The sequence below is a fragment of the Kitasatospora sp. NPDC057738 genome, assembly GCF_042798815.1.
Classification (GTDB): domain Bacteria; phylum Actinomycetota; class Actinomycetes; order Streptomycetales; family Streptomycetaceae; genus Kitasatospora; species Kitasatospora lactacystinica.
Window position 1 is genome coordinate 100746 of sequence record NZ_JBHVJT010000013.1, and the last position, 21644, is coordinate 122389.

General features: G+C 70.7%; 17 protein-coding genes and 1 pseudogene. 3 read left to right on the plus strand and 15 right to left on the minus strand.

Annotation, left to right across the window (positions count from 1 at the left end; translation table 11 throughout):
- Positions 1-86: 86 nt before the first annotated feature.
- The 9 genes and pseudogenes from ACFVGO_RS09845 to arc form a co-directional block, all read right to left on the minus strand.
- Positions 87-1403 carry an FKBP-type peptidyl-prolyl cis-trans isomerase gene (locus tag ACFVGO_RS09845; protein ID WP_359901166.1) on the minus strand — a complete coding sequence of 439 codons (1317 nt, stop codon included), beginning with the start codon at positions 1401-1403 and terminating at the stop codon, positions 87-89.
- Between the two features lie 202 nt (positions 1404-1605).
- The gene (locus ACFVGO_RS09850; protein ID WP_380631290.1) at positions 1606-2448 is read right to left on the minus strand and encodes an FKBP-type peptidyl-prolyl cis-trans isomerase; all 843 of its coding nucleotides are present in this window, start codon (positions 2446-2448) and stop codon (positions 1606-1608) included.
- 283 nt (positions 2449-2731) lie between these two features.
- Positions 2732-4093 carry a Pup--protein ligase gene (gene pafA, locus ACFVGO_RS09855; protein WP_359901171.1) on the minus strand — a complete coding sequence of 454 codons (1362 nt, stop codon included), beginning with the start codon at positions 4091-4093 and terminating at the stop codon, positions 2732-2734.
- Between the two features lie 121 nt (positions 4094-4214).
- Positions 4215-4970: a proteasome subunit alpha gene (gene prcA / locus ACFVGO_RS09860; RefSeq protein WP_359901174.1), complete on the minus strand. Its 756-nt coding sequence runs from the start codon at positions 4968-4970 to the stop codon at positions 4215-4217.
- Positions 4971-5057: 87 nt separating this feature from the next.
- Entirely contained in the window at positions 5058-5855 is a 798-nt protein-coding gene (gene prcB, locus ACFVGO_RS09865; protein ID WP_380352913.1) for a proteasome subunit beta, read from the minus strand.
- Positions 5852-5929 (minus strand): annotated as a pseudogene (locus tag ACFVGO_RS09870) (recombination endonuclease VII); the annotation flags it as partial. The gene prcB and the pseudogene ACFVGO_RS09870, both read right to left, overlap by 4 nt.
- Positions 5930-6062: 133 nt before the next feature.
- A complete protein-coding gene (locus tag ACFVGO_RS09875; RefSeq protein WP_188299085.1) occupies positions 6063-6281 on the minus strand; it encodes a ubiquitin-like protein Pup in 219 nt (72 codons plus the stop codon).
- Positions 6282-6455: 174 nt separating this feature from the next.
- Positions 6456-7967 carry a depupylase/deamidase Dop gene (dop, locus tag ACFVGO_RS09880; RefSeq protein WP_359901180.1) on the minus strand — a complete coding sequence of 504 codons (1512 nt, stop codon included), beginning with the start codon at positions 7965-7967 and terminating at the stop codon, positions 6456-6458.
- A gap of 228 nt (positions 7968-8195) precedes the next feature.
- Positions 8196-9962, minus strand: a complete 1767-nt coding sequence (gene arc / locus ACFVGO_RS09885) for a proteasome ATPase (protein ID WP_359901182.1) — start codon at positions 9960-9962, stop codon at positions 8196-8198.
- A gap of 286 nt (positions 9963-10248) precedes the next feature.
- Here arc and ACFVGO_RS09890 point away from each other — a divergent pair, with 286 nt between their 5' ends.
- On the plus strand, positions 10249-10554 hold the full coding sequence (locus ACFVGO_RS09890; protein ID WP_359901185.1) for a ferredoxin: 306 nt from the start codon (positions 10249-10251) through the stop codon (positions 10552-10554).
- Positions 10555-10610: 56 nt separating this feature from the next.
- Here ACFVGO_RS09890 and ACFVGO_RS09895 read toward each other — a convergent pair whose 3' ends face one another.
- From ACFVGO_RS09895 to ACFVGO_RS09905, 3 genes are all read right to left on the minus strand, one after another.
- On the minus strand, positions 10611-11273 hold the full coding sequence (locus tag ACFVGO_RS09895; protein ID WP_359901188.1) for a hypothetical protein: 663 nt from the start codon (positions 11271-11273) through the stop codon (positions 10611-10613).
- An 85-nt stretch (positions 11274-11358) separates the two neighbouring features.
- Entirely contained in the window at positions 11359-12318 is a 960-nt protein-coding gene (locus tag ACFVGO_RS09900; RefSeq protein ID WP_359901190.1) for a tRNA (adenine-N1)-methyltransferase, read from the minus strand.
- A gap of 60 nt (positions 12319-12378) precedes the next feature.
- Complete coding sequence (locus tag ACFVGO_RS09905; protein ID WP_380352914.1) at positions 12379-13596, minus strand: site-2 protease family protein; 1218 nt, start codon at positions 13594-13596, stop codon at positions 12379-12381.
- Between the two features lie 160 nt (positions 13597-13756).
- Between ACFVGO_RS09905 and ACFVGO_RS09910 the strand changes: the two genes are divergently transcribed.
- Both ACFVGO_RS09910 and ACFVGO_RS09915 read left to right on the plus strand, forming a co-directional pair.
- Positions 13757-14656: a RecB family exonuclease gene (locus ACFVGO_RS09910; RefSeq protein WP_359901196.1), complete on the plus strand. Its 900-nt coding sequence runs from the start codon at positions 13757-13759 to the stop codon at positions 14654-14656.
- Positions 14657-15328, plus strand: a complete 672-nt coding sequence (locus ACFVGO_RS09915; protein WP_188299078.1) for a response regulator transcription factor — start codon at positions 14657-14659, stop codon at positions 15326-15328.
- 97 nt (positions 15329-15425) lie between these two features.
- On the opposite strand, the gene ACFVGO_RS09920 is transcribed toward ACFVGO_RS09915, so the two are convergent.
- The 3 genes from ACFVGO_RS09920 to metH form a co-directional block, all read right to left on the minus strand.
- Positions 15426-16952, minus strand: a complete 1527-nt coding sequence (locus ACFVGO_RS09920) for an ABC transporter substrate-binding protein (protein WP_359901198.1) — start codon at positions 16950-16952, stop codon at positions 15426-15428.
- 299 nt (positions 16953-17251) lie between these two features.
- On the minus strand, positions 17252-17956 hold the full coding sequence (locus ACFVGO_RS09925; protein ID WP_359901201.1) for an HAD family phosphatase: 705 nt from the start codon (positions 17954-17956) through the stop codon (positions 17252-17254).
- 140 nt (positions 17957-18096) lie between these two features.
- Complete coding sequence (gene metH / locus ACFVGO_RS09930) at positions 18097-21609, minus strand: methionine synthase (RefSeq protein ID WP_359901204.1); 3513 nt, start codon at positions 21607-21609, stop codon at positions 18097-18099.
- Positions 21610-21644 lie beyond the last annotated feature (35 nt).

Below are 21644 nucleotides of genomic sequence, written 5' to 3' on the forward strand. Positions count from 1 at the left end.
CGGTACGGGCGCCCGCCGCCCGTCCGGGTCCGGCCACGCGGCCGGACCCGGAGGTCACACGTACACCATTGTCACCCGAAAGTGGATCAGCCCTGACCCGCGTCGAGGATGTCCACCACGAAGACCAGCGTCGCGCCGGGCGGGATGTCGCCCTGGCCCTTGTCGCCGTAGCCCAGCGAGGCGGGGATCACCAGCTCGACCCGGCTGCCGACGGTCTGGCCCTCCAGGCCCTGGTCCCAGCCCTGGATGACCTGGCCGCCGCCGACCGGGAAGGTGAACGCCTGGCCCTTGCTGAGCGAGGAGTCGAACACCTTGCCGCTGGAGAACAGCGCGCCGGTGTACTGGACGACGACCTTCTCGCCCTTCTCCACCTTCGGCCCGGTGCCCTTGATCAGGACGTGCGACTTCAGCTCGGTCGGGTCCTTCGCGCCGGCCACCGGGGTGATCTCGGCCGGCTTCTTGCCGTTGTCCTTGACCTGCGGGAAGTCCGCCGGCGGCGGGGTGACGGTTCCGCTCACCACGGCGTCGGGCGCGTTGGCGTTGCGGACGTCGATCACGAAGATCAGGTCGTCCTTGGGGCCGATCGACATGTCGGCCTTGCCCTGGGCGCCGAACGCGGCGGCCGGCGGGGCCACCACCAGCAGCCGGCTGCCGGCCTTCTTGCCGATCACGGCCTGGTCCAGGGCCGGGATCAGCGCGTCGGTGCCGGCCTGGAAGATCTGCGGCTTCCCGTCGGCGTCGTACGAGCTCGGGATGTCCTTGCCGGTGTTCCAGTCCTTGGCGGTGTAGTCGACCGAGGCCCAGGAGTTCTTCTCCACCTTGGCGCCGGTGCCCTCGGTGAGCACCTTGACGACGAAGGAGCCGTCGGAGGCCTCGCCCGGCACCTGGATCTCGGCCTTCTTGCCGAAGTCCCCGGCGACCGTCGGCAGCACCTTGGCGCTGTCCTTGATCGGCGGCACCGGTTCGGCGGTCGGCGTGGGCGGCGCGCTCTTGGCCGCGTCCGGCTTGGCCGCGGCGCTGTCCTTGGAGCCGTCCTTGTTCACCACGTAGAGCGTGATGCCGCTGCCGACCAGCAGCAGCGCCAGCACCGTACCGAGGATCACGCCCAGCTTGCCGACACCGGGCGGGTTCTCGTCGTACCCGGCCTCCGAGCTGTCGGTCTTGCGCACGTTGGAGGCGAAGATCTGCGGGGCGTCGTCGTCCGTCCTGGTCCCGCCCGCGGGGCGCGGCGCCTCGCCGGGCTGCGCCCAGCCGGCCTGCTGCGCCAGGATCGCCGGGGGGACGACGATCGACTCGCGGTCCCCGCCGACCGGGCCGCCGGGACGGGAGGCGGCCGGGTCACCCGCAGAGCTGTCGTTCGCCGCGGTACCGGCCCCGCCCGGGCTCGGCGTCTTCTCAGTCATGACTCCCCATCCATCTCGCCACGAGGTCTTCCAGGTCTGCGTCCGGCGTGGGCACGCCGGCCTGATGTCGCACCGCCCGCCCGGACCTCGGCACCGGGCGGCGCCTGCCACAGTGCGTGGGCAGTATGACAGCTCAGGATGAGGGCGGACGCTTCGCTGTACGAGCGTCCGCCCAAGCGTACGGAATCCCCTGGGTGAGTTCCTAGACCGCTTCGAGAATGTCGATCACGAAGACCAGCGTCGAGTTCGCCGGCACCGAGCCCTGCGCCTTGTCCTGGTAGCCGAGCGCCGGCGGGACCACCAGCAGGACCCGGCTGCCGACGTTCTGCCCGACCAGGCCCTTGTCCCAGCCCTCGATCACGCTGCCGGTGCCGATCTGCACCGCCTGCGCGCCGCCGTGCGTCCAGGAGGAGTCGAACTGCTGGCCGTTGGCCCACAGCACCCCGGTGTACTGCACCACCAGGGTCTGCCCGCTCTTGACCTGCTTGCCCTCGCCCTTGATCAGCACCGCCTGCTGGAGGTCGGTGGGCGCGGCCTGCCCTTCCGGGATCGTGATCGTCACCGGCGCCTTGCCGTTGTCCTTGACCTGCGGCAGCGTCGCGGGCGGCTCGGTCATCGTCCCGGTGAGCGTGGAGTCCGGCGGCAGGCTCTCCATGATGTCCAGCACGAACACCACGGTGTCGCCCTTGCTGACGCCAAGCTGGCTGGAGCCCTGCTCGCCGAAGGCCGCCTCCGGCGGGGCCACCACCAGCAGCCGGGAGCCCACCTTCTTGCCGATCACGCTCTGGTCCAGCGCCGGCACCAGCTGCCCGCTGCCGGCCTGGTAGAGCTGCGGCTTGCCGTTGGCGTCGTACGAGCTCGGCAGGTCCTTGCCGGTGGTCCAGTCCTTGGCGGTGTAGTTGACCGTCACCCAGTCGCCCTTGTTGACGGTCGCCCGCTCACCCTCGATGACCGTGTTCACCACGAACTGGCCGCTGGGCTGCTGGCCCTCGGGAATGGTGATGGTGGCCTTGCTGCCGAATCCGCCACCCGAAAGAGTGGGCATCGGCGACGCCTCCGCGACCGGCGCGGGGACCGTCGGGGCGGCGCTCGCCGTGGACGGCGTCGCCGGGCCGGCCGCCTTGGGGGAACTGCTGCAGGCGACCGCGAGCAGCAACGGCAGGGTGAGAAGCAAACCGGCGGTGCGGCGCACGGTGGTCCTAACTGTCGGTCGAAGTCGGCTCTCCTGACTCGACGGACAGCGTATGCCCGGCACGCGTCCGGCCCCGGTAGACACCACCGGGGCCGGCCACCGCCTTGATCACAACGCCTCGATCACACCGCCTCCACTACATCCCCGCGATCAGCTTCTCCACCCGCTCGTCCACCGAGCGGAACGGGTCCTTGCACAGCACCGTGCGCTGCGCCTGGTCGTTCAGCTTCAGGTGCACCCAGTCCACCGTGAAGTCCCGGCGCTGCTCCTGCGCCCGGCGGATGAAGTCCCCGCGCAGCCGGGCCCGGGTGGTCTGCGGCGGGATCGACTTGGCCTCGAAGGTCTTGAGGTCGGTGGTCACCCGCTGCGCCTGGCCCTTGCCCTGGAGCAGGTAGAACAGGCCGCGGCGGCGGTGGATGTCGTGGTACGCGAGGTCGATCTGGGCCACCCGCGGGTTGGACATGCTCATCCCGTGCTTCTCGCGGTAGCGCTCGATGAGCTTGTACTTCATGATCCAGTCGATCTCCTGGGCCACCCCGTCCAGCCGCTCGGTGCGGACGGCCTCCAGGGTGCGGCCCCACAGGTCGAGCACCCGGCCGACGGTGCCGGTGTTGATGCCCTTGCGGTCCGCGAACTCCAGGGCCTTCGTGTAGTACTCCTCCTGGATGTCCAGCGCGCTGGCCTCCCGGCCGTTGGCGAGCCGCACCTGGTGGGTGCCGGTGAGGTCGTGGCTGACCTCGCGGATCGCCCGGATCGGGTTCTCCAGGGTGAGGTCGCGCATCACCACGCCGGCCTCGATCAGCCGCAGCACCAGGTCGGTGGAGCCGACCTTGAGCAGCGTCGTGGTCTCGGACATGTTGGAGTCGCCGACGATCACGTGCAGCCGGCGGTAGCGCTCGGCGTCCGCGTGCGGCTCGTCCCGGGTGTTGATGATCGGGCGCGAACGGGTGGTGGCGGAGCTGACGCCCTCCCAGATGTGCTCGGCCCGCTGGCTGACGCAGAACACCGCGCCGCGCGGGGTCTGGAGCACCTTGCCCGCGCCGCAGATCAGCTGCCGGGTGACCAGGAACGGGATCAGCACGTCGGCGAGCCGGGAGAACTCGCCGTGCCGGGCCACACAGTAGTTCTCGTGGCAGCCGTAGGAGTTCCCGGCCGAGTCGGTGTTGTTCTTGAAGAGGTAGACGTCCCCCGCGATGCCCTCCTCGTGCAGCCGCCGCTCGGCGTCCACCAGGAGGCCTTCGAGGATCCGCTCGCCGGCCTTGTCGTGCGTCACCAGCTCGACGACGTCGTCGCACTCGGGGGTGGCGTACTCGGGGTGGGAGCCGACGTCGAGGTAGAGGCGGGCGCCGTTGCGCAGGAAGACGTTGCTGCTTCGGCCCCAGGAGACGACCCGGCGGAACAGGTACCGCGCGACCTCGTCCGGTGACAGCCGCCGCTGCCCGCGGAACGTGCAGGTCACGCCGTACTCGTTCTCCAGCCCGAAAATCCGGCGGTCCATGAGCACTCCATTCTCTGTCGGAGCTGTCCGAAACCGCCTCCACGACGGCTGGGCCGCCGCAGGGGCACCGGAGTCCCGCACGACGGCGGCGGGGCCGCCGTACGGAACTCCACAGGTACTGCTACACCGGCGTGCCGTCCGCCGGGTTGTCGTCGTCGTCCGCCTCGGCGGACTGGTCCCCGTCGAGCAGCCGGCCCAGCTGGTTGCCCAGGATCCGCTTGAACTTGCGCTGCTGGAACCGCTGGCGGTCGAGGACCGCGACCTCCAGCTGTTCCGGCGTGAGGCTGCGCGGGCTGCCGCCGTTGGGGTCGCGGGCGAGCGAGTCCACCGCGACCTTCACCGCCTCGGTGAGGCTCAGGCCGGCCCGGTGGCGCTGGCCCAGGTAGTTGCCGATCGAGTCGGCGTTGCCGCCGACCACCACGTAGTTCTTCTCGTCCACGACCGAGCCGTCCGGCGTGAGCCGGTAGATCTGGTCGTTGTCGGAGGTGCGGCCGACCTCGGCCACGATCAGCTCGACCTCGTACGGCTTCTCGCCGACCGAGGAGAAGATGGTGCCCAGGGTCTGGGCGTACACGTTGGCCAGGCCCCGGGCCGTGACGTCGGCCCGGTCGTAGGAGTAGCCGCGCAGATCGGCGTAGCGGACGCCGCCGATGCGCAGGTTCTCGAACTCGTTGTAGCGGCCGACCGCCGCGAAGGCGATCTTGTCGTAGATCTCGGAGACCTTGTGGAGCGCCCTGGAGGTGTTCTCCGCGACGAAGACGATGCCGTCGGCGTAGGTGAGCACGACCACGCTGCGGCCGCGCGCGATGCCCTTGCGGGCGTACTCCGCGCGGTCCGCCATGGCCTGCTGGGGTGAGACGTAGAACGGTGTCGACACCGGCGGTCGTCCCTTTCCTGTGAGGTGGTGGCGTGGGGAGTGTCCTGTGGAACTCAGCCGGGTCCGCCTAGATCCACAGGACACCCCCTAGATCAGCGGGGCCTGCGGGCCGTTGGGCCGGGCCAGGCGCTCGTCGGTGATGGCGACGGCGACCTCCGTGACCTCCGCCTCGGTGAGTCGGCGGAAGCCGTCCTCGGTGATCAGCGAGACGATCGGGAAGATCTTGCGGGCGAGGTCCGGGCCGCCGGTGGCGGAGTCGTCGTCGGCCGCGTCGTACAGCGCCTGGACGACCATGGTGACGGCCTGGTCGGCCGTCAGCCCCTCGCTGTAGAGCTTCTTCATCGAGCCGCGCGCGAAGACCGAGCCGGAGCCGGTGGCGGTGAAGCCGCGCTCCTCGGACCGCCCGCCGGTGACGTCGTAGTTGAAGATCCGGCCGCGGCCGAGGTCCAGGTCGTAGCCGGCGAACAGCGGCACCACCGCGAGGCCCTGCATCGCCATGCCCAGGTTGCCCCGGATCATGGTGGTGAGCCGGTTGGCCTTGCCCTCCAGGGAGAGCGTGGTGCCCTCGATCTTCTCGTAGTGCTCCAGCTCCAGTTGGAACAGCCGGACCATCTCGATCGCGAGGCCCGCGGTGCCGGCCACGCCGACCGCGCTGAACTCGTCGGCCGGGAACACCTTCTCCATGTCGCGCTGGGCGATCACGTTGCCCATCGTGGCCCGGCGGTCACCCGCGATCACCACGCCGCCGTCGAAGGTCGCGGCCACGATCGTGGTCCCGTGCGGGGCCTCGACCACGGCGCCCTCGGGGAGCCCGCGGCGACCGGGGACCAGCTCCGGCTTGTGCTCGGCGAGGAAGTCGATGAACGAGGACGACCCCGGGGTCAGGAAGGCAGCCGGTAGACGCCCGGTGCCACGAGTGTTGGCTTCCACACGATTCCTTCCAGGTAGCTTGAAGCGCGCGCTGCCCGCACCCTACCCGCCCGACGATCACTGTCCACGGGTGGAGGGGCCGGTGCCGGACGGCCGGGCGGTGCTCGCCGCCCGGCCGCCCCGGACGGTCGCGACCGTGAATTCGGAATGCCCGGGTGCGGGCTATTGCCCGCCCTTCTGGACGAATCCGCGCACGAAATCCTCGGCATTCGACTCGAGGACCTCGTCGATTTCGTCCAGCACCGCGTCGACGTCGTCGCTCAGCTTTTCCTGGCGCTCCTTGAGGTCGTCGGAATTCTGGCTTTCCGCGGCCTGCTCCTCGACCTCCTCGGAGGAACGGTTTGCCCGCTGCTGGCCGCCGCCGGTGTCCTTGCTCGCCATTTCCCTCACCCCGCTCGATTCGTCTGGCACGGTTCGGTCGTTGCTTGCTGCACCGACCCTATACACAAGGTGCGACTGCCGCTCCCGGTTCGCCGGTGGCGCTTCCTGTCCAACACCCGCTGCCACCCCGAATGATTCCCATTCGGCGGACGTTCACCCATGGTGATCGAAAAGTTACCCGCCGGCCAGCACCCGGAGCAGGTCCTCGGCCGTGCGGCAGCGGTCCAGCAGCTCCTTGACGTGGTTGCGGGTGCCGCGCAGCGGCTCCAGGGTGGGGACGCGCTGCAACGAGTCCCGGCCCGGCAGGTCGAAGATCACCGAGTCCCAGGAGGCCGCCGCGACGTGGTCCGCGTACTGCTCCAGACAGCGACCGCGGAAGTACGCCCTGGTGTCCTCCGGCGGCTTGGAGACGGCCCGCTCTACCTCGTCCTCGGTGACCAGCCGCTCGAACCGCCCGCGGGCCACCAGACGGTTGTAGAGGCCCTTCTCGGGCCGTACGTCGCTGTACTGGAGGTCGACCAGGTGCAGTCGCGGGTTGTCCCACTCCAGGGCGTCCCGGCTGCGGTAGCCCTCCAGGATCTCCCGCTTGGCGATCCAGTCCAGCTGCCGGGACAGCGACATCGGGTCGCGCTCCAGCCGGCCCAGGACGTCCTCCCAGCGCGCCAGCACGTCCACCGTCTGCTCGTCCGCGTCGGTGCCGAAGCGGTCCTCCACGTACTTGCGGGCCAGCTCGAAGTACTCCAGCTGGAGCTGGACGGCGGTGAGCCGGCGCCCGTTGCGCAGGGTGATCAGGTGCTTGAGCGTCGGGTCGTGGGAGACCCGGTGCAGGGTGCGCACCGGCTGGTCCACCGCGAGGTCGGCGGCGATGAAGGAGTCCTCGATCATCGACAGGACCAGCGAGGTGGTGCCCAGCTTGAGGTAGGTGGAGATCTCGGAGAGGTTGGCGTCCCCGATGATCACGTGCAGTCGGCGGTACTTCTCGGCGTCGGCGTGCGGCTCGTCCCGGGTGTTGATGATCGGGCGCTTGAGCGTCGTCTCCAGGCCGACCTCGACCTCGAAGTAGTCCGCCCGCTGGCTGATCTGGAAGCCGTGCGCGGAGCCGTCCTGGCCGATGCCGACCCGGCCGGCGCCGGTGACCACCTGGCGGGAGACGAAGAACGGGGTGAGGTGGCGGACGATGTCGGCGAACGGTGTCGCCCGCTTCATCAGGTAGTTCTCGTGGGTGCCGTAGGAGGCGCCCTTGTTGTCGGTGTTGTTCTTGTAGAGGTGGATGGTCTGCCCGTTGGGCAGTTCCAGCGCGCGTTGTGCCGCGGCCGCCATGATCCGCTCGCCGGCCTTGTCCCAGAGCACGGCGTCACGCGGGTTGGTCACCTCGGGCGAGCTGTACTCGGGGTGCGCGTGGTCCACGTAGAACCGGGCCCCGTTGGTGAGGATGACGTTGGCGAGGCCGATGTCCTCGTCGGTCAGCTGGCTGGCGTCCGCGACCTCGCGGGCCAGGTCGAACCCCCGTGCGTCGCGCAGCGGGTTCTCCTCCTCGAAGTCCCAGCGGGCCCGCCGTGCCCGGTGCATCGCCGCCGCGTACGCGTTGACGATCTGGGACGAGGTGAGCATGGCGTTGGCGTTGGGGTGCCCGGGCACGGAGATCCCGTACTCGGTCTCGATGCCCATCACGCGCCGTACGGTCATGCGGCCCTCCTTGCCCGGTGCGCCGCCCCCGACGGGCGGAGCACTCTGACGTACCGCCGAACAACACCGACGCCGGGCCTCTGCCCGCGGACGGTGGGTCGAGCCTAGAACCCGGCGCCGAGCGGCGGGCCCGGAGACGCGCCGTCCGGCTGCGGGGCCGCGAGGCGCCACAGCCGGACGGTGTGCGTACAGCTCCGGGGACCGCTGCCGGCCCGGACAACCGCGTGCTTACAGGTACTGCCCCGTGTTGGCGACAGTGTCGATCGAGCGGCCGGACTCGGCGCCCTGCTTGCCGGTGACCAGCGTGCGGATGAAGACGATCCGCTCGCCCTTCTTGCCGGAGATGCGGGCCCAGTCGTCCGGGTTGGTGGTGTTCGGGAGGTCCTCGTTCTCCTTGAACTCGTCCACGCAGGCGGCGAGCAGGTGGGAGACGCGCAGACCGCGCTGACCGTGGTCGAGGAAGTCCTTGATGGCCATCTTCTTCGCGCGGTCGACGATGTTCTGGATCATCGCGCCGGAGTTGAAGTCCTTGAAGTACAGGACCTCCTTGTCACCGTTGGCGTAGGTGACCTCCAGGAAGCGGTTCTCCTCGGTCTCGGAGTACATCCGCTCCACCACCGACTGGATCATCGCGGCCACCGTGGCCCCGACGGAGCTGTCGTGCTCCTTGAGGTCGTCCGGGTGGAACGGCAGCGAGTCCTTGAGGTACTTGGAGAAGATGTCCTTCGCGGCCTCGGCGTCCGGGCGCTCGATCTTGATCTTGACGTCCAGGCGGCCGGGCCGCAGGATCGCCGGGTCGATCATGTCCTCGCGGTTGGAGGCGCCGATGACGATGACGTTCTCCAGGCCCTCCACGCCGTCGATCTCGGCGAGCAGCTGCGGGACGATGGTGTTCTCCACGTCCGAGCTGACGCCGGAGCCGCGGGTGCGGAACAGCGACTCCATCTCGTCGAAGAAGACGATGACGGGCGTGCCCTCGCCCGCCTTCTCCCGGGCCCGCTGGAAGACCAGGCGGATCTGCCGCTCGGTCTCGCCCACGTACTTGTTGAGCAGCTCGGGGCCCTTGATGTTGAGGAAGTAGCTCTTCCCCTGGGGGCGGCCGGTGACCTCGGCGACCTTCTTGGCCAGCGAGTTGGCGACCGCCTTGGCGATCAGCGTCTTGCCGCAGCCGGGCGGGCCGTAGAGCAGCACGCCCTTGGGCGGGCGCAGCTCGTACTCCTTGAACAGGTCGGCGTGCAGGTAGGGCAGCTCGACCGCGTCGCGGATCAGCTCGATCTGGTTGCTCAGACCGCCGATCTGGCGGTAGTCGATGTCCGGGACCTCCTCGAGGACCAGCTCCTCGACCTCGGACTTCGGGACGACCTCGAAGACGTAGCCGGAGCGGGGCTCCAGCAGCAGGGCGTCCCCGGACCGGATGGTCAGCCCACGCAGCGGTTCGGCGAGGCGCACCACCCGCTCCTCGTCGGTGTGCCCCAGCACCAGGGCGCGCTCGCCGTCCTCCAGGAGCTCCTTGAGGGTGACGATCTCGCCGATGTTCTCGAAGGCCATCGCGTCCACGATGTTGAGGGCCTCGTTGAGCATCACTTCCTGGCCGCGCCGCACCTCGTCGAGGGCGACGCTCGGGCTGACGTTCACGCGGAGCTTGCGCCCCCCGGTGAAGATGTCCGCGGTGCCGTCCTCGTTCGCGTCGAGGAAGGTGCCGAAGCCGGCCGGGGGCTGTGCCAGCCGGTCCACTTCCTCCTTGAGGGCCACGATCTGGTCGCGGGCCTCTCGCAGGGTGGAGGCGAGCCGTTCGTTCTGGGCGGTCACGCCCGCCAGGTTGGTCTGGAGCTCGACGATCCGCTCTTCGAGGATCCTCGAATTGCGCGGCGAGTCGGCGAGCTTGCGGCGCAACACGGCGATTTCCTGCTCAAGGTACGAGACCTGAGCGGCCTCGTCGGAACCACGAGCGGGCCTGCCGGTGCTGCGGTTGTAGTCGTCATCGTGGGCTGCCACGGTCCTCACCTCCTCCGGGGAGCTGGACGCTTCCAGACCCTACCTGGGACCAGGGGTCCGTAAACCCCTAGATCAAGAAAGATGGAACGGGCGTGTCCGACCTTCGCCCCAGCGCGCTTCCCCTCTGCTAAGGGGGATACCCACCGCGCACCACCCAAAGCGGGCCAGATGTATCGTCGAGCGAAGTGATATCCGATCGCGACCACAAGTCGAGGTCCGATCGTTGTACGAATGGCGGGATTGCTCCAGGAATAGGGGCGACCCGGGACAGAAACGGCAGGGGACCATGTCGGTGACCGAGCAGACGGCGGCAGCGGCCGAAGAGCTGGAGGTGTGGATCGACCAGGATCTGTGCACCGGCGACGGCATCTGCGTGCAGTACGCGCCCGAGGTCTTCGAGCTCGACATCGACGGGCTGGCCTATGTGAAGGGGCCGGACGACGAGCTGCGCCAGCAGCCCGGGGAGACCGCCCCGGTGTCGCTGACGATCCTTCAGGACGTGGTGGACTCGGCGAAGGAGTGCCCCGGCGACTGCATCCACGTGCGCCGGGTCGCCGACCGGGTCGAGGTGTACGGGCCGGACGCGGAGTAGCCGGCCCGCGGATCAGCGGGTCCGCGCGGTGGTCGGTCCGCGCGGTGGCCGGTCCGTCACACGGCGGAGAGCGGGGCGGCGGTCTGGGAGCGATCCCAGCCGCCGCTCCTGTGCGTCCAGGTGAGGTCGACCGAGATGTCGGGCCGGAACCGCGGCACGTCCTCGCTCGAATACCCCTGCGCGTGGCCGGTGATGGCGCCGTCCGAACGCACCGCGATCCGGCTCACGGTGAGGTTCTCGCGCTCGGTCAGCAGCGTGGCCACCACCTCCGGGCGCCCGCCCGGGCCGAAGCCGAGCAGCAGGACGGCGTCCGGCGGGGTGCCGGTCTCGGTGGCGCAGTGCGCGGTGACCACCGTGGCGGGGCGCCCGTCGCCGAGCCGCGCGGACACGCTGAGCGCCGTCTTGACCGGGAACGGGCCGCAGTCCAGCGGGAGTTGGACCTGGGCCGGGTCGGGGCCCGCGCTCACCGCGAGGGACGTGGGCACGGGGTGCGCGGGCACCGGGGTGCCGGTCGCCGGGGAGGCCGCCAGTGCGGCCCCCACCACCGCGCCGCAGCCGGCCAGGGCGACGGCCCAGTGCCAGGGGGCGGTGCGCGCGTGCCCGGGCCCGGAGCGGCTCCGCGGTGTCCGCTGTCCAGCCGTCGCCGTCGTCGTCCCGACCGCGGTCTCCACCAGGCGTCCCCTCCAGAGCTCCAGGAGCTGGTCTGCGTGCGCGAGCATCGTCCCACACCGTGATCGGCGGGATGCGAAAGGGGTGGTACGAGCGGTGTGCTCGTACCACCCCTTTCGCGGTGGGTTTCGGGGCTCAGCCCAGGTCGGGCTGCTCCGTCTCCGTGTCGCGGGCGGCCTTGCGGGCGGCGGCGCGCTCCTGGAGGGTGGGCTCGGGCGCCCCGTTGTCGTAGTCCTCGCCGTACGCGCCCTTGGCCGGACGGCGGCGGCGCAGCGGCGGCTCCACACCGTCCGCCAGGCGGCGGGCGGTGAGCAGGAAGCCGGTGTGGCCGATCATCCGGTGGTCCGGGCGGACCGCCAGACCCTCCAGGTGCCAGGTGCGGACCATGGTCTCCCAGGCCTGCGGCTCGGTGAAGGTGCCGTGGTCGCGCAGCGCCTCGACGGTCCTGGACATCTGCGTGGTGGTGGCCACGTAGCAGCAGATGAGGCCGCCGGGGACGAGCGCCTCGGAGGCGACGTCCAGGCACTCCCAGGGGGCCAGCATGTCGAGGATGACGCGGTCGACGTCGGTCTCGACCAGGTTGTCCTGGAGGTCGCCGACGGTGAGCTTCCACGCCGGGTGCGGGCCGCCGAAGTAGCGCTCGACGTTCCCCTGGGCGATGTCGGCGAAGTCCTGCCGGCGCTCGTAGGAGGCCAGCATGCCGTGCTCGCCGACGGCGCGCAGCAGGTACATGCTGAGCGCGCCGGACCCGACGCCGGCCTCGATCACGCGGGCACCCGCGAAGATGTCGGCCATGGCCAGGATCTGGCCGGCGTCCTTGGGGTAGATCACGGCGGCGCCGCGCGGCATGGACAGGACGTAGTCGGGGAGCAGGGGACGCAGCGCGAGGTACGGGACGTTCCCCGTGGTGCGCACGACCGTGCCCTCGGGAGCGCCGATCAGCTCGTCATGCGGGAACGCACCCTTGTGGGTGTGGAACTGGTTCCCGGCCTGGAGCGTGAACGTGTAGTGGCGACCCTTGGGATCGGTCAGCTGGACCTGGTCCCCGACCTGGAAGGGCCCGCGTCTGCGGGCGGCACCGGTCGGTTCGGACATGCCGACAATCCTAAGGGAAGCGGAGCCTCCCGCCCTACCACCATGATCGGCGGGCGTCGGTCAGCGGCCGGAGACGGCGGCGGTCAGCCGCTGCTCGATGTCGCTGAGCGAGGCGACGCCGTACACCCGGCCGTCCGCCTCGACCACCAGGTACTCCGCCGCCGGGGTGGCCTGGACGGCCCGCAGCAGGTCCTCGCCGCCGAGGTCGGCGCTCAGCCGCATCCCGGGTTCGAGGTCGCGGGCGAGCGGTCCGACGGCCACCCAGGGGCGGCGGTGCTCGGGCACCGACCGGACGGCGGCCTCGCGCACGAGGGCGATCGGCTCGCCCCGGCCGTCCACCACGATCACCGCGCCGGCCCGGGCCTCGCGGGCGCGGCGCAGCGCCTCGCCCAGCGGGGTGTCGGCGGTGACCTCGACGGCCCGCCGGGCCAGCTCGCGCAGCCGCAGGCCGGGCAGCACCTCCTTGAGCCGGGCGTTGCGCAGGCTGCCGGTGGCACCGTTCCAGATGATCGCGGCGAGCACCGCGGCCAGCAGGGCGTCCACCAGGGTGTCGGTGGTGGTGCGCTCGACCCCGCGGGCGGCGCTCAGCAGCGGCAGGCCGATCAGCACCGCGACGGCCAGCCCGCGGCCTACCCAGGCGGCGACCACCGTGCCGGTCATCGGCTTGCCGCTGATCGCCCAGACGACCGCGCGCAGCATCCGGCCGCCGTCCAGCGGCAGGCCGGGCAGCAGGTTGAAGGCGGCGACCACCAGGTTGGAGATCATCAGGCCGGTGAGCAGCACCCCGGGCACGGTGGAGAGCTCCACCGCCCGCACCCCGAGGTAGAACAGGCCGCCGAGCAGCAGCGAGAGCAGCGGGCCGACGAAGGCCAGCCAGAACTCCCGCCAGGGGCTCTCCGCCTCGTTCTCGATCTCGGAGACCCCGCCGAAGAACTGCAGCTGGATCCGCCGCACCCCGAGCTTGTAGCGCAGCGCGACCAGGGTGTGGGCGAGCTCGTGCACCAGGACGGAGGCGTAGAAGGCGACCGCGAAGAAGAACGCGACCAGGTAGCGGGCGCCGCCGAGGTCGGGCAGGACGTCGCCCAGCTGTCCGCCGAACACCCAGGTGATCAGTGCGGCGATGAGGAACCAGGACGGGGTGACGTAGACGGGCACGCCGAAGGGCCGGCCCATCAGGATGCCGCCGCGGCGCTCAGGCGGCGCCCCGGCCGGGCGCCCGTCGCCCGCCCGCGGTGGCCGGTCGGAGGGCTGCTGCCCCCTGCTGTCGCTCACCGTGATCCCTTCGGTCGTCTCCCCCGTCGTGCCCGGTACGCCCACGCTACGTGATCGCCGCCCCCCGGCGCCGCGCGGCCCTCCCCCCGGCTTCATACCCACTCCCGCGCGTCCGTGGCAGCACCGTGGCAGCGGGATGACAGGAAAGGGCAATAGGGTCGTAGCCATGCAGCACACCGACACCAGCAGTGCCGCCGTGCGTCCGGCGGCACCCCCGACCGGGCTCTCCCCGTCCCGAGCGGGGGACTTCCTCACCTGTCCCCTGCTGTACCGGCTGCGGGTGATCGACCGGCTGCCGGAGCCGCCGAGCCCGGCGGCGACCCGGGGCACGCTGGTGCACGCGGTGCTGGAGAGGCTGTTCGACAGCCCGGCGGCCGAGCGGACGCCGGAGCGGGCGCTGGGCCTGCTGCGCCCGCAGTGGGAGCGGCTGCTGGGCGAGCGCCCGGAGCTGGGCACGCTGTTCCCGGAGGACCCGGACGGCGCGGCGCTGACCCGCTGGCTGGCGGACGCCGAGAAGCTGGTCGGCCAGTGGTTCCGGCTGGAGGACCCGACCCGGCTGCACCCGGTGGAGCGGGAGCTCTACGTGGAGACGGCCCTGGGTTCGGGGCTGCTGCTGCGCGGCTACATCGACCGGGTGGACGTCGCCCCGACCGGTGAGGTCCGGCTGGTGGACTACAAGACCGGCCGGGCGCCCTCGCGGGACTTCGAGGGCAAGGCGATGTTCCAGATGAAGTTCTACGCCCTGGTGGTGTGGCGCTGGAAGGGCGTGATCCCCAAGCGCCTCCAGCTGGTCTACCTCGGCGGCGGCGGGGACGTGGTCAGCTACGACCCGGACGAGGCCGACCTGCTCGCGGTGGAGCGCAAGCTCCAGGCGCTGTGGGAACGGATCGGCCACGCGGTGGCCACCGGGGACTTCCCGGCCACCCGCAACCGCCTCTGCGACTGGTGCGACCACCAGGCCAGCTGCCCGGAGTTCGGCGGCACCCCGCCGCCGTACCCGCTGCCGCTGGCGCGTACGTCGGATGAGAGCGATCCCACGGGGGATCCGATGAGCAAGGAGTCCTAGGTGACGATCCGAGTGCTGCTGGTCGACGACCAGCCGCTGCTGCGCACCGGTTTCCGGATGATCCTGGAGGCCGAGTCCGATCTCGTGGTGGTCGGCGAGGCCGGCGACGGCCAGCAGGCGCTGGACCAGGTACGGGCGCTGCAGCCCGACGTGGTGCTGATGGACATCCGGATGCCCAGGATGGACGGCGTCGAGGCGACCCGCCGGATCGCCGGCCCGGGGCGGGACGGCCCGGCCAAGGTGCTGGTGCTGACCACCTTCGACCTGGACGAGTACGTGGTGGAGGCGCTGCGCGCGGGCGCCAGCGGCTTCCTGCTGAAGGACGTCCCGGCCGAGGAGCTGGTGCAGGCGATCCGGGTGGTCGCGGACGGCGCGGCGATGCTGGCGCCGAGCATCACCCGCCGGCTGCTGGACATGTACGCCACCAAGCTGCCCTCGGGCGACGAGGCGCCGCCGCAGGCGCTGAGCGCGCTGACCGAGCGCGAGCTGGAGGTGCTGAAGCTGGTGGCGCGCGGGCTGTCGAACGCGGAGATCGCGGCCGAGCTGTTCGTCAGCGAGACCACCGTGAAGACGCACGTGGGCCATGTGCTGACCAAGCTGCAGCTGCGCGACCGGGTCCAGGCGGCCGTGTACGCCTACGAGAGCGGGCTGGTGCGCCCGGGCGCCCTGTAGGGGCGGCGGCGGCCGCCCGCGGCTGCTGAAACGTCACGGCGGCCCGTCCGCTCCCCCGTCGGTACGGGGAAGCGGGCGGGCCGCCGTCCTGCGGGCGCTACTTGTTGGTCCGGCTGATCTCCCAGAAGCGGAAGTAGCCGGTGGTGTCGACGGTGGACTCGACGCCGGTGACGTACGAGCGGGCCGCGAAGAACGACTTGTTCTGGTACAGCGGGATCAGCGGCACGTTGTCGGCCTCGATCTGCTGGATCTGCGCGTAGGTGGCGGCCGCGGCGCTGCGGTCGGTCTGCTTGAGGCCCTCCGGCACCAGCCTTCCGCTGATCCGCGGGTCGTCCCAACCGTGGTGGTAGGCACCGCCGTTGACCAGCAGCGGGGCGAGGTAGTTGTCCGGGTCCGGGTAGTCGGCGAACCAGCCGATGACGTACGCCTGGTACCTGCCCTCGGTCCAGCCCTTGCGGTACGAGTCCCAGTCCGGCTCCTGGGCGAGCGTCACCTGGAAGAGGCCGCCGGTCTCCAGCTGCTTCTTCAGCGTCTCGGCCTCGTTGCTGCCGGCCCGCGAACGGGACCAGGTGAGGGTGAACTTGACCGGGGTCTGGACCTTGGCGTCGGCGAGGATCTTCTTCGCCTTGTTCACGTCCTGGTCGCCGTAGCGGTCGAAGAAGGCCGTGGTGTGGCCGGGCAGGCCGGCCGGGACCATGGAGTAGAGCGCCTGGACGGTGCGGGCGAAGACGTCGCGGGCCAGCGCCTTGCGGTCCATCATCTGGGCGACGGCCTGGCGGACGGCGACGTTGCTCATCAGCGGGTCCTTGGTGTTGAGGACCAGCGAACGGGTGTCGTTGCTGTCGCCCTCGGTCACCTGGAGGTCGGTCTTGCCGCCCTGCTGGTCGGAGCGGACCTGGGCGGCGGTGTTCGGCTCCAGGCTGTTGTCGGTGAGGTCGACCTCGCTCTTGTCCAGCGCGGCCTTCAGGTCCTCGGACTTGTCGAAGTACCGCACGGTGAACTTGTTGTTCCGCAGCTTGGCCTCGCCGCCGTACTTGTCGTTGGCCGACATCACGACCTTGCCCAGCTGCTTGCCGCCGTTCAGGTTCTCGACCGAGTCGATGCGGTACGGGCCGGAGCCGATCAGCTTGTCGTTGGGAACGAGCTTGTCGGCGGGGTAGACCTGGTGGTCCACGATGGCGCCGGCCGGGCTCGCCAGCTTGGCCGGCAGGGTGGCGTCGGGAGCGGAGAGGTGGAAGAGCACCTCGTTGTCGCCCTTGGCCTCGACGGACTTGATCGAGTCGAGCAGTTCGACCGGGCCGTTCGCGTCGTTGATCTTCTTGGTGCGCTCGATCGAGAAGACCACGTCCTGGGCCGTCATCGGGTGCCCGTTGGAGAACTTCAGGCCCGGCTTCAGGGTGCAGTGGTACTCGGTGGCGTCGCTGCCGGTGAACTCGCAGGCCTGCGCGGCGTCCGGGGAGGGCGAGCTGGCCGCGGCCTGGAAAGTGAGCAGCGACTGGAAGGTGTTGCGCAGCAGCAGCCACGAGCCGGAGTCGTAGGCGGCGGCCGGGTCCAGGACACCGGTCAGCTGACTGGTGCCCATGGTGATCGACTTGCCGCCGTCCCCCTTGACCACGTCGGTCACCGATCCGCAACCCGTTACCGACACGGCGACCAGACCGGCGCAACCGAGTACTGCCAGGCGTTCAGCTGAAGTCTTCACGAGGCGCGTCCTTTTGGGTGGCACGAACTGGAGTAGCGTGCCATATCGAACACGCACGACCGATACCCGAGCAGATGACGTTTGGGACACGGCGGTTCAGGGCATCACGGCGCGCCCGACGAGTTGTCAGCCAATGACCGTTTTCTCCCCCGGCGACTTCGCTCCGGGGGCCCGCCGGGCCGTTTACCGGCCAGTAGGCCGGGGTCGCAATGAGACGACAATCACACCCGCGAAGCGACCAGGGAACGCAACAGGTCGAGGTCGACCTGCTCCAGCGACGACAGCACCAGCCGCCCCGGTGCCGGCTCGATCGCCGCCACCGAGGGCACCGCGATCACCGGGCAGCCGGCCTCCTCGCCCGCCCGCACCCCCGTCGGGGTGTCCTCGATCACCACGCAACGGGACGGCTCCGCGCCCAGCCGCCGGGCCGCCTCCAGGTACGGGTCCGGGAACGGCTTGGTGCGCGGCACCTCGTCCCCGCCGATGGTGAAGGCGAAGTGGTGGGCCCCCAGCGAGCGCAGCACGATGTCGATCACGTGCCGGTGCGAGGCGGACACCATGGCGGCCGGAATGCCGTGCGCGGCAAGGGTGTTGAGCAGCCGCTCGGCACCCGGCATGAGCGGCACCCCGCCGGCCAGCAGGTCGACGAAGCGCTGGTTCACCAGCACGCCGAGGTCGTCCGGCGCGATGTCCGCCCCGGTCCGGGCGACCAGGTACTCCATCACCCTGGCCATCGGGCCGCCGACCACGTGGGCGCGGTCCGCCTCGTCCAGCTCGTGGCCCAGCTCGGCGAAGAGCGAGGCCTCGGCCTGCCACCAGAAGTCCTCGGTGTCCACCAGCGTCCCGTCCATGTCCAGCAGCACCGCCTGGAGCCCGCGGTCGTCCCCGTGGTCGAGGATGCGCGTGGCGGTGGGACTGGTCGTCATGGCAGGGGTCCTTCCGGCAGGCCCGGGGCGGCCCCGGGGAAGGCACGGGCCGGCCCGCAGGTGAGCGGACCGGCCCGTTCAGGATCATCAAGGATACGCCCGCTTCGTCCGGAAAGAGCGAACGCGGTGGAAACCGGGCGTTACCGGGCGTTGAAGTACTTCGCCTCCGGGTGGTGGATCACGATCGCGTCGGTGGACTGCTCCGGGTGGAGCTGGAACTCCTCCGAGAGCACCACGCCGATCCGCTCCGGCCTCAGCAGGTCGGCGATCTTGGCCCGGTCCTCCAGCTCGGGGCAGGCCCCGTAGCCGAGCGAGAAGCGGGCGCCGCGGTACTTGAGCGCGAACATGTCCTTGACGTCCTGCGGGTCCTCGCCGGAGAAGCCCAGCTCGTAGCGGACCCGCGCGTGCCAGAACTCGGCCAGCGCCTCGGCCAGCTGCACCGAGAGGCCGTGCAGCTCCAGGTAGTCCCGGTAGGAGTTGCCGGCGAACAGCTCGTTGGCCGCCTCCGAGATCCGGTTGCCCATGGTGACCACCTGGAGGCCCACCACGTCCCGCACCCCGGACTCCTCCGGGCGGAAGAAGTCGGCCAGGCAGAGCCGGCGCCCGCGCCGCTGGCGCGGGAAGGTGAAGCGGGTGCGCTCGGTGCCGTCCTCGTGGAAGACGATCAGGTCGTCGCCCTTGGAGTTGGCCGGGTAGTAGCCGTAGACCACGGCGGCCTCCAGCCAGCCCTCGGTCTGCAGCCGGTCCAGCCAGGCCCGCAGCCGCGGCCGGCCCTCGGTCTCCACCAGCTCCTCGTACGAGGGGCCGTCGCCGGCGCGGGCGGCCTTCAGGCCCCACTGCCCCTTGAACAGCGCGTCCTCGTCCAGCCAGGAGGCGTAGTCCGCGAACGGGATGCCCTTGACGATCCGGTCGCCCCAGAACGGCGGGACGGGCACGGTGTTGTCGACCGTGACGTCGGAGCGGATCTGGCCGAGGTTGACCTCGGGCTCCGGCTCCTCCACCTCGACCCGGGCGTGCCGGCGCTGCTTGAGCTCCGGCAGGGTGGCGCCGGGCACGCCGCGCTTGACCGCGATCAGCGCGTCCATCAGCCGCAGGCCCTCGAAGGCGTCCCGGGCGTAGCGGACCTCGCCCTCGTAGATCTCGTGCAGGTCCTGCTCGACGTAGGCGCGGGTCAGGGCGGCGCCGCCGAGGATCACCGGGAAGTCGGCCGCCAGCTTGCGCTGGTTCAGCTCCTCCAGGTTCTCCTTCATGATCACGGTGGACTTGACCAGCAGGCCGGACATCCCGATGACGTCCGCCCGGTGCTCCTGCGCGGCGTCCAGGATCGCCGAGACCGGCTGCTTGATGCCCAGGTTGACCACGTTGTAGCCGTTGTTGGACAGGATGATGTCGACCAGGTTCTTGCCGATGTCGTGGACGTCGCCCTTGACGGTTGCCAGCACGATGGTGCCCTTGCCCTCGTCGTCGGACTTCTCCATGTGCGGCTCCAGATGGGCCACCGCGGTCTTCATCACCTCGGCCGACTGGAGCACGAACGGCAGCTGCATCTGGCCGGAGCCGAACAGCTCGCCGACCACCTTCATGCCCGCCAGCAGGGTGCTGTTGACGATCTCCAGCGCCGGGCGCTCCGTCAGCGCCTCGTCGAGGTCCGCCTCCAGGCCGTTCCGCTCGCCGTCGATGATCCGCCGCTGGAGCCGCTCCTCCAGCGGCAGCGCGGCCAGCTCCTCCGCCTTGGAGGCCCTGACCGAGGACGAGGAGACGCCCTCGAACAGCTGCAGCAGCTTCTGGAGCGGGTCGTAGCCCTCGCTGCGGCGGTCGTACACCAGGTCGAGCGCGACCTCGCGCTGGTCCTCGGGGATCCGCGCCATCGGCAGGATCTTGGAGGCGTGCACGATCGCCGAGTCCAGGCCCGCCTCGACGCACTCGTTCAGGAAGACCGAGTTGATCACCATGCGGGCGGCCGGGCTGAGGCCGAAGGAGATGTTGGACAGGCCGAGGGTGGTCTGCACGTCCGGGTGGCGGCGCTTGAGCTCGCGGATCGCCTCGATGGTCTCGATGCCGTCCCGGCGCGACTCCTCCTGCCCGGTGCCCAGGGTGAACGCCAGGCAGTCGACCAGGATCGAGCCCTCGTCGACGCCGTACTCGCCGGTCAGCTGGGCGATCAGCCGCTCGGCGATCTCGACCTTCTTGGCGGCGGTACGGGCCTGGCCGTCCTCGTCGATGGTCAGCGCGATCAGGCCGGCGCCGTGCTCGCGGGCCAGTGAGGCGATCCGGCCGAAGCGGGTGTCCGGGCCGTCGCCGTCCTCGTAGTTCACCGAGTTCAGCACGGCGCGCCCGCCGAGCGCCTCCAGGCCGGCCCGCAGCACCTCCGGCTCGGTGGAGTCCAGCACGATCGGCAGGGTGGAGGCGGTGGCCAGCCGGCCAGCGATCTCCTTCATGTCGGCGACGCCGTCGCGGCCGACGTAGTCCACGCAGAGGTCCAGCAGGTGGGAGCCGTCCCGGATCTGGTCCCGGGCGATCTCCACGCAGGCCTGCCAGTCGCCGGCCAGCATCGACTCGCGGAACTTCTTCGAGCCGTTGGCGTTGGTGCGCTCGCCGATCGCCAGGTACGAGGTGTCCTGCCGGAACGGCACCGCCTGGTAGAGCGAGGCCGCCGAGGGCTCGGGCCGGGGGTCGCGCGGGGCGATCGGACGGCCCTGGACCCGCTCGACCACCTGGCGCAGGTGCTCGGGGGTGGTGCCGCAGCAGCCGCCGACCAGCGAGAGGCCGTACTCGCGGGTGAACACGTCGTGGGCGTCGGCCAGTTCGGCCGGGGAGAGCGGGTAGTGGGCGCCGTCCTTGCCGAGCACCGGCAGGCCCGCGTTCGGCATGCAGGACAGGCCGATCCGGGCGTTCTTGGCCAGGTAGCGCAGGTGCTCGCTCATCTCGGCCGGGCCGGTCGCGCAGTTGAGGCCGATGTAGTCGACGCCCAGCGGCTCCAGCGCGGTGAGCGCGGCGCCGATCTCCGAGCCGAGCAGCATGGTGCCGGTGGTCTCCACCGTCACCTGCACCAGCACGGGAAGGTCCAGCCCGGCCTCGGCCAGGGCCCGCTTGGAGCCCAGGATCGCCGCCTTGGTCTGCAGCAGGTCCTGGCTGGTCTCGACCAGCAGCGCGTCGGCGCCGCCGGCGATCAGGCCGGCCGCGTTCCGCTGGAAGCCGTCGCGCAGCGTCTCGTACGGGGCGTGGCCGAGGGTCGGCAGCTTGGTGCCGGGGCCGATCGAGCCGAGCACCCAGCGGGTGCGGCCGTCGGCGGCGGTGTGGGCGTCGGCCGCCTCGCGGGCGATCCGGGCGCCGGACTCGGACAGCTCGAAGATCCGCTCCGGGATCTCGTACTCGCCGAGCGCGCTGAAGTTGGCGCCGAAGGTGTTGGTCTCCACGCAGTCCACGCCCACCCCGAAGTAGGCCTCGTGGACGGACCGGACGATGTCCGGGCGGGTGACGTTGAGGACCTCGTTGCAGCCTTCGAGGTTCTGGAAGTCCTCCAGCGTCGGATCCTGCGCCTGGAGCATGGTGCCCATGGCACCGTCGGCGACCACCACCCGGGTGGCGAGCGCTTCACGCAACGCGTTCGCGCGACTCTGCTGAGTGATGGACGGGGTGGCTGCTGTGGCCATGGGGCTTCTCCCTGGTGCGACGGCTGTCGGCTTTG

Bases quoted from the DNA above. Each gene is read 5' to 3' on its own strand.
- ACFVGO_RS09845 (WP_359901166.1), bottom strand. From the start codon at position 1,403: ATGACTGAGAAGACGCCGAGCCCGGGCGGGGCCGGTACCGCGGCGAAC.
- ACFVGO_RS09850 (WP_380631290.1), bottom strand. From the start codon at position 2,448: ATGCCCACTCTTTCGGGTGGCGGATTCGGCAGCAAGGCCACCATCACC.
- pafA (WP_359901171.1), bottom strand. From the start codon at position 4,093: ATGGACCGCCGGATTTTCGGGCTGGAGAACGAGTACGGCGTGACCTGC.
- ACFVGO_RS09875 (WP_188299085.1), bottom strand. From the start codon at position 6,281: ATGGCGAGCAAGGACACCGGCGGCGGCCAGCAGCGGGCAAACCGTTCC.
- dop (WP_359901180.1), bottom strand. From the start codon at position 7,967: ATGACCGTACGGCGCGTGATGGGCATCGAGACCGAGTACGGGATCTCC.
- ACFVGO_RS09890 (WP_359901185.1), top strand. From the start codon at position 10,249: ATGTCGGTGACCGAGCAGACGGCGGCAGCGGCCGAAGAGCTGGAGGTG.
- ACFVGO_RS09895 (WP_359901188.1), bottom strand. From the start codon at position 11,273: ATGCTCGCGCACGCAGACCAGCTCCTGGAGCTCTGGAGGGGACGCCTG.
- ACFVGO_RS09900 (WP_359901190.1), bottom strand. From the start codon at position 12,318: ATGTCCGAACCGACCGGTGCCGCCCGCAGACGCGGGCCCTTCCAGGTC.
- ACFVGO_RS09910 (WP_359901196.1), top strand. From the start codon at position 13,757: ATGCAGCACACCGACACCAGCAGTGCCGCCGTGCGTCCGGCGGCACCC.
- ACFVGO_RS09925 (WP_359901201.1), bottom strand. From the start codon at position 17,956: ATGACGACCAGTCCCACCGCCACGCGCATCCTCGACCACGGGGACGAC.
- metH (WP_359901204.1), bottom strand. From the start codon at position 21,609: ATGGCCACAGCAGCCACCCCGTCCATCACTCAGCAGAGTCGCGCGAAC.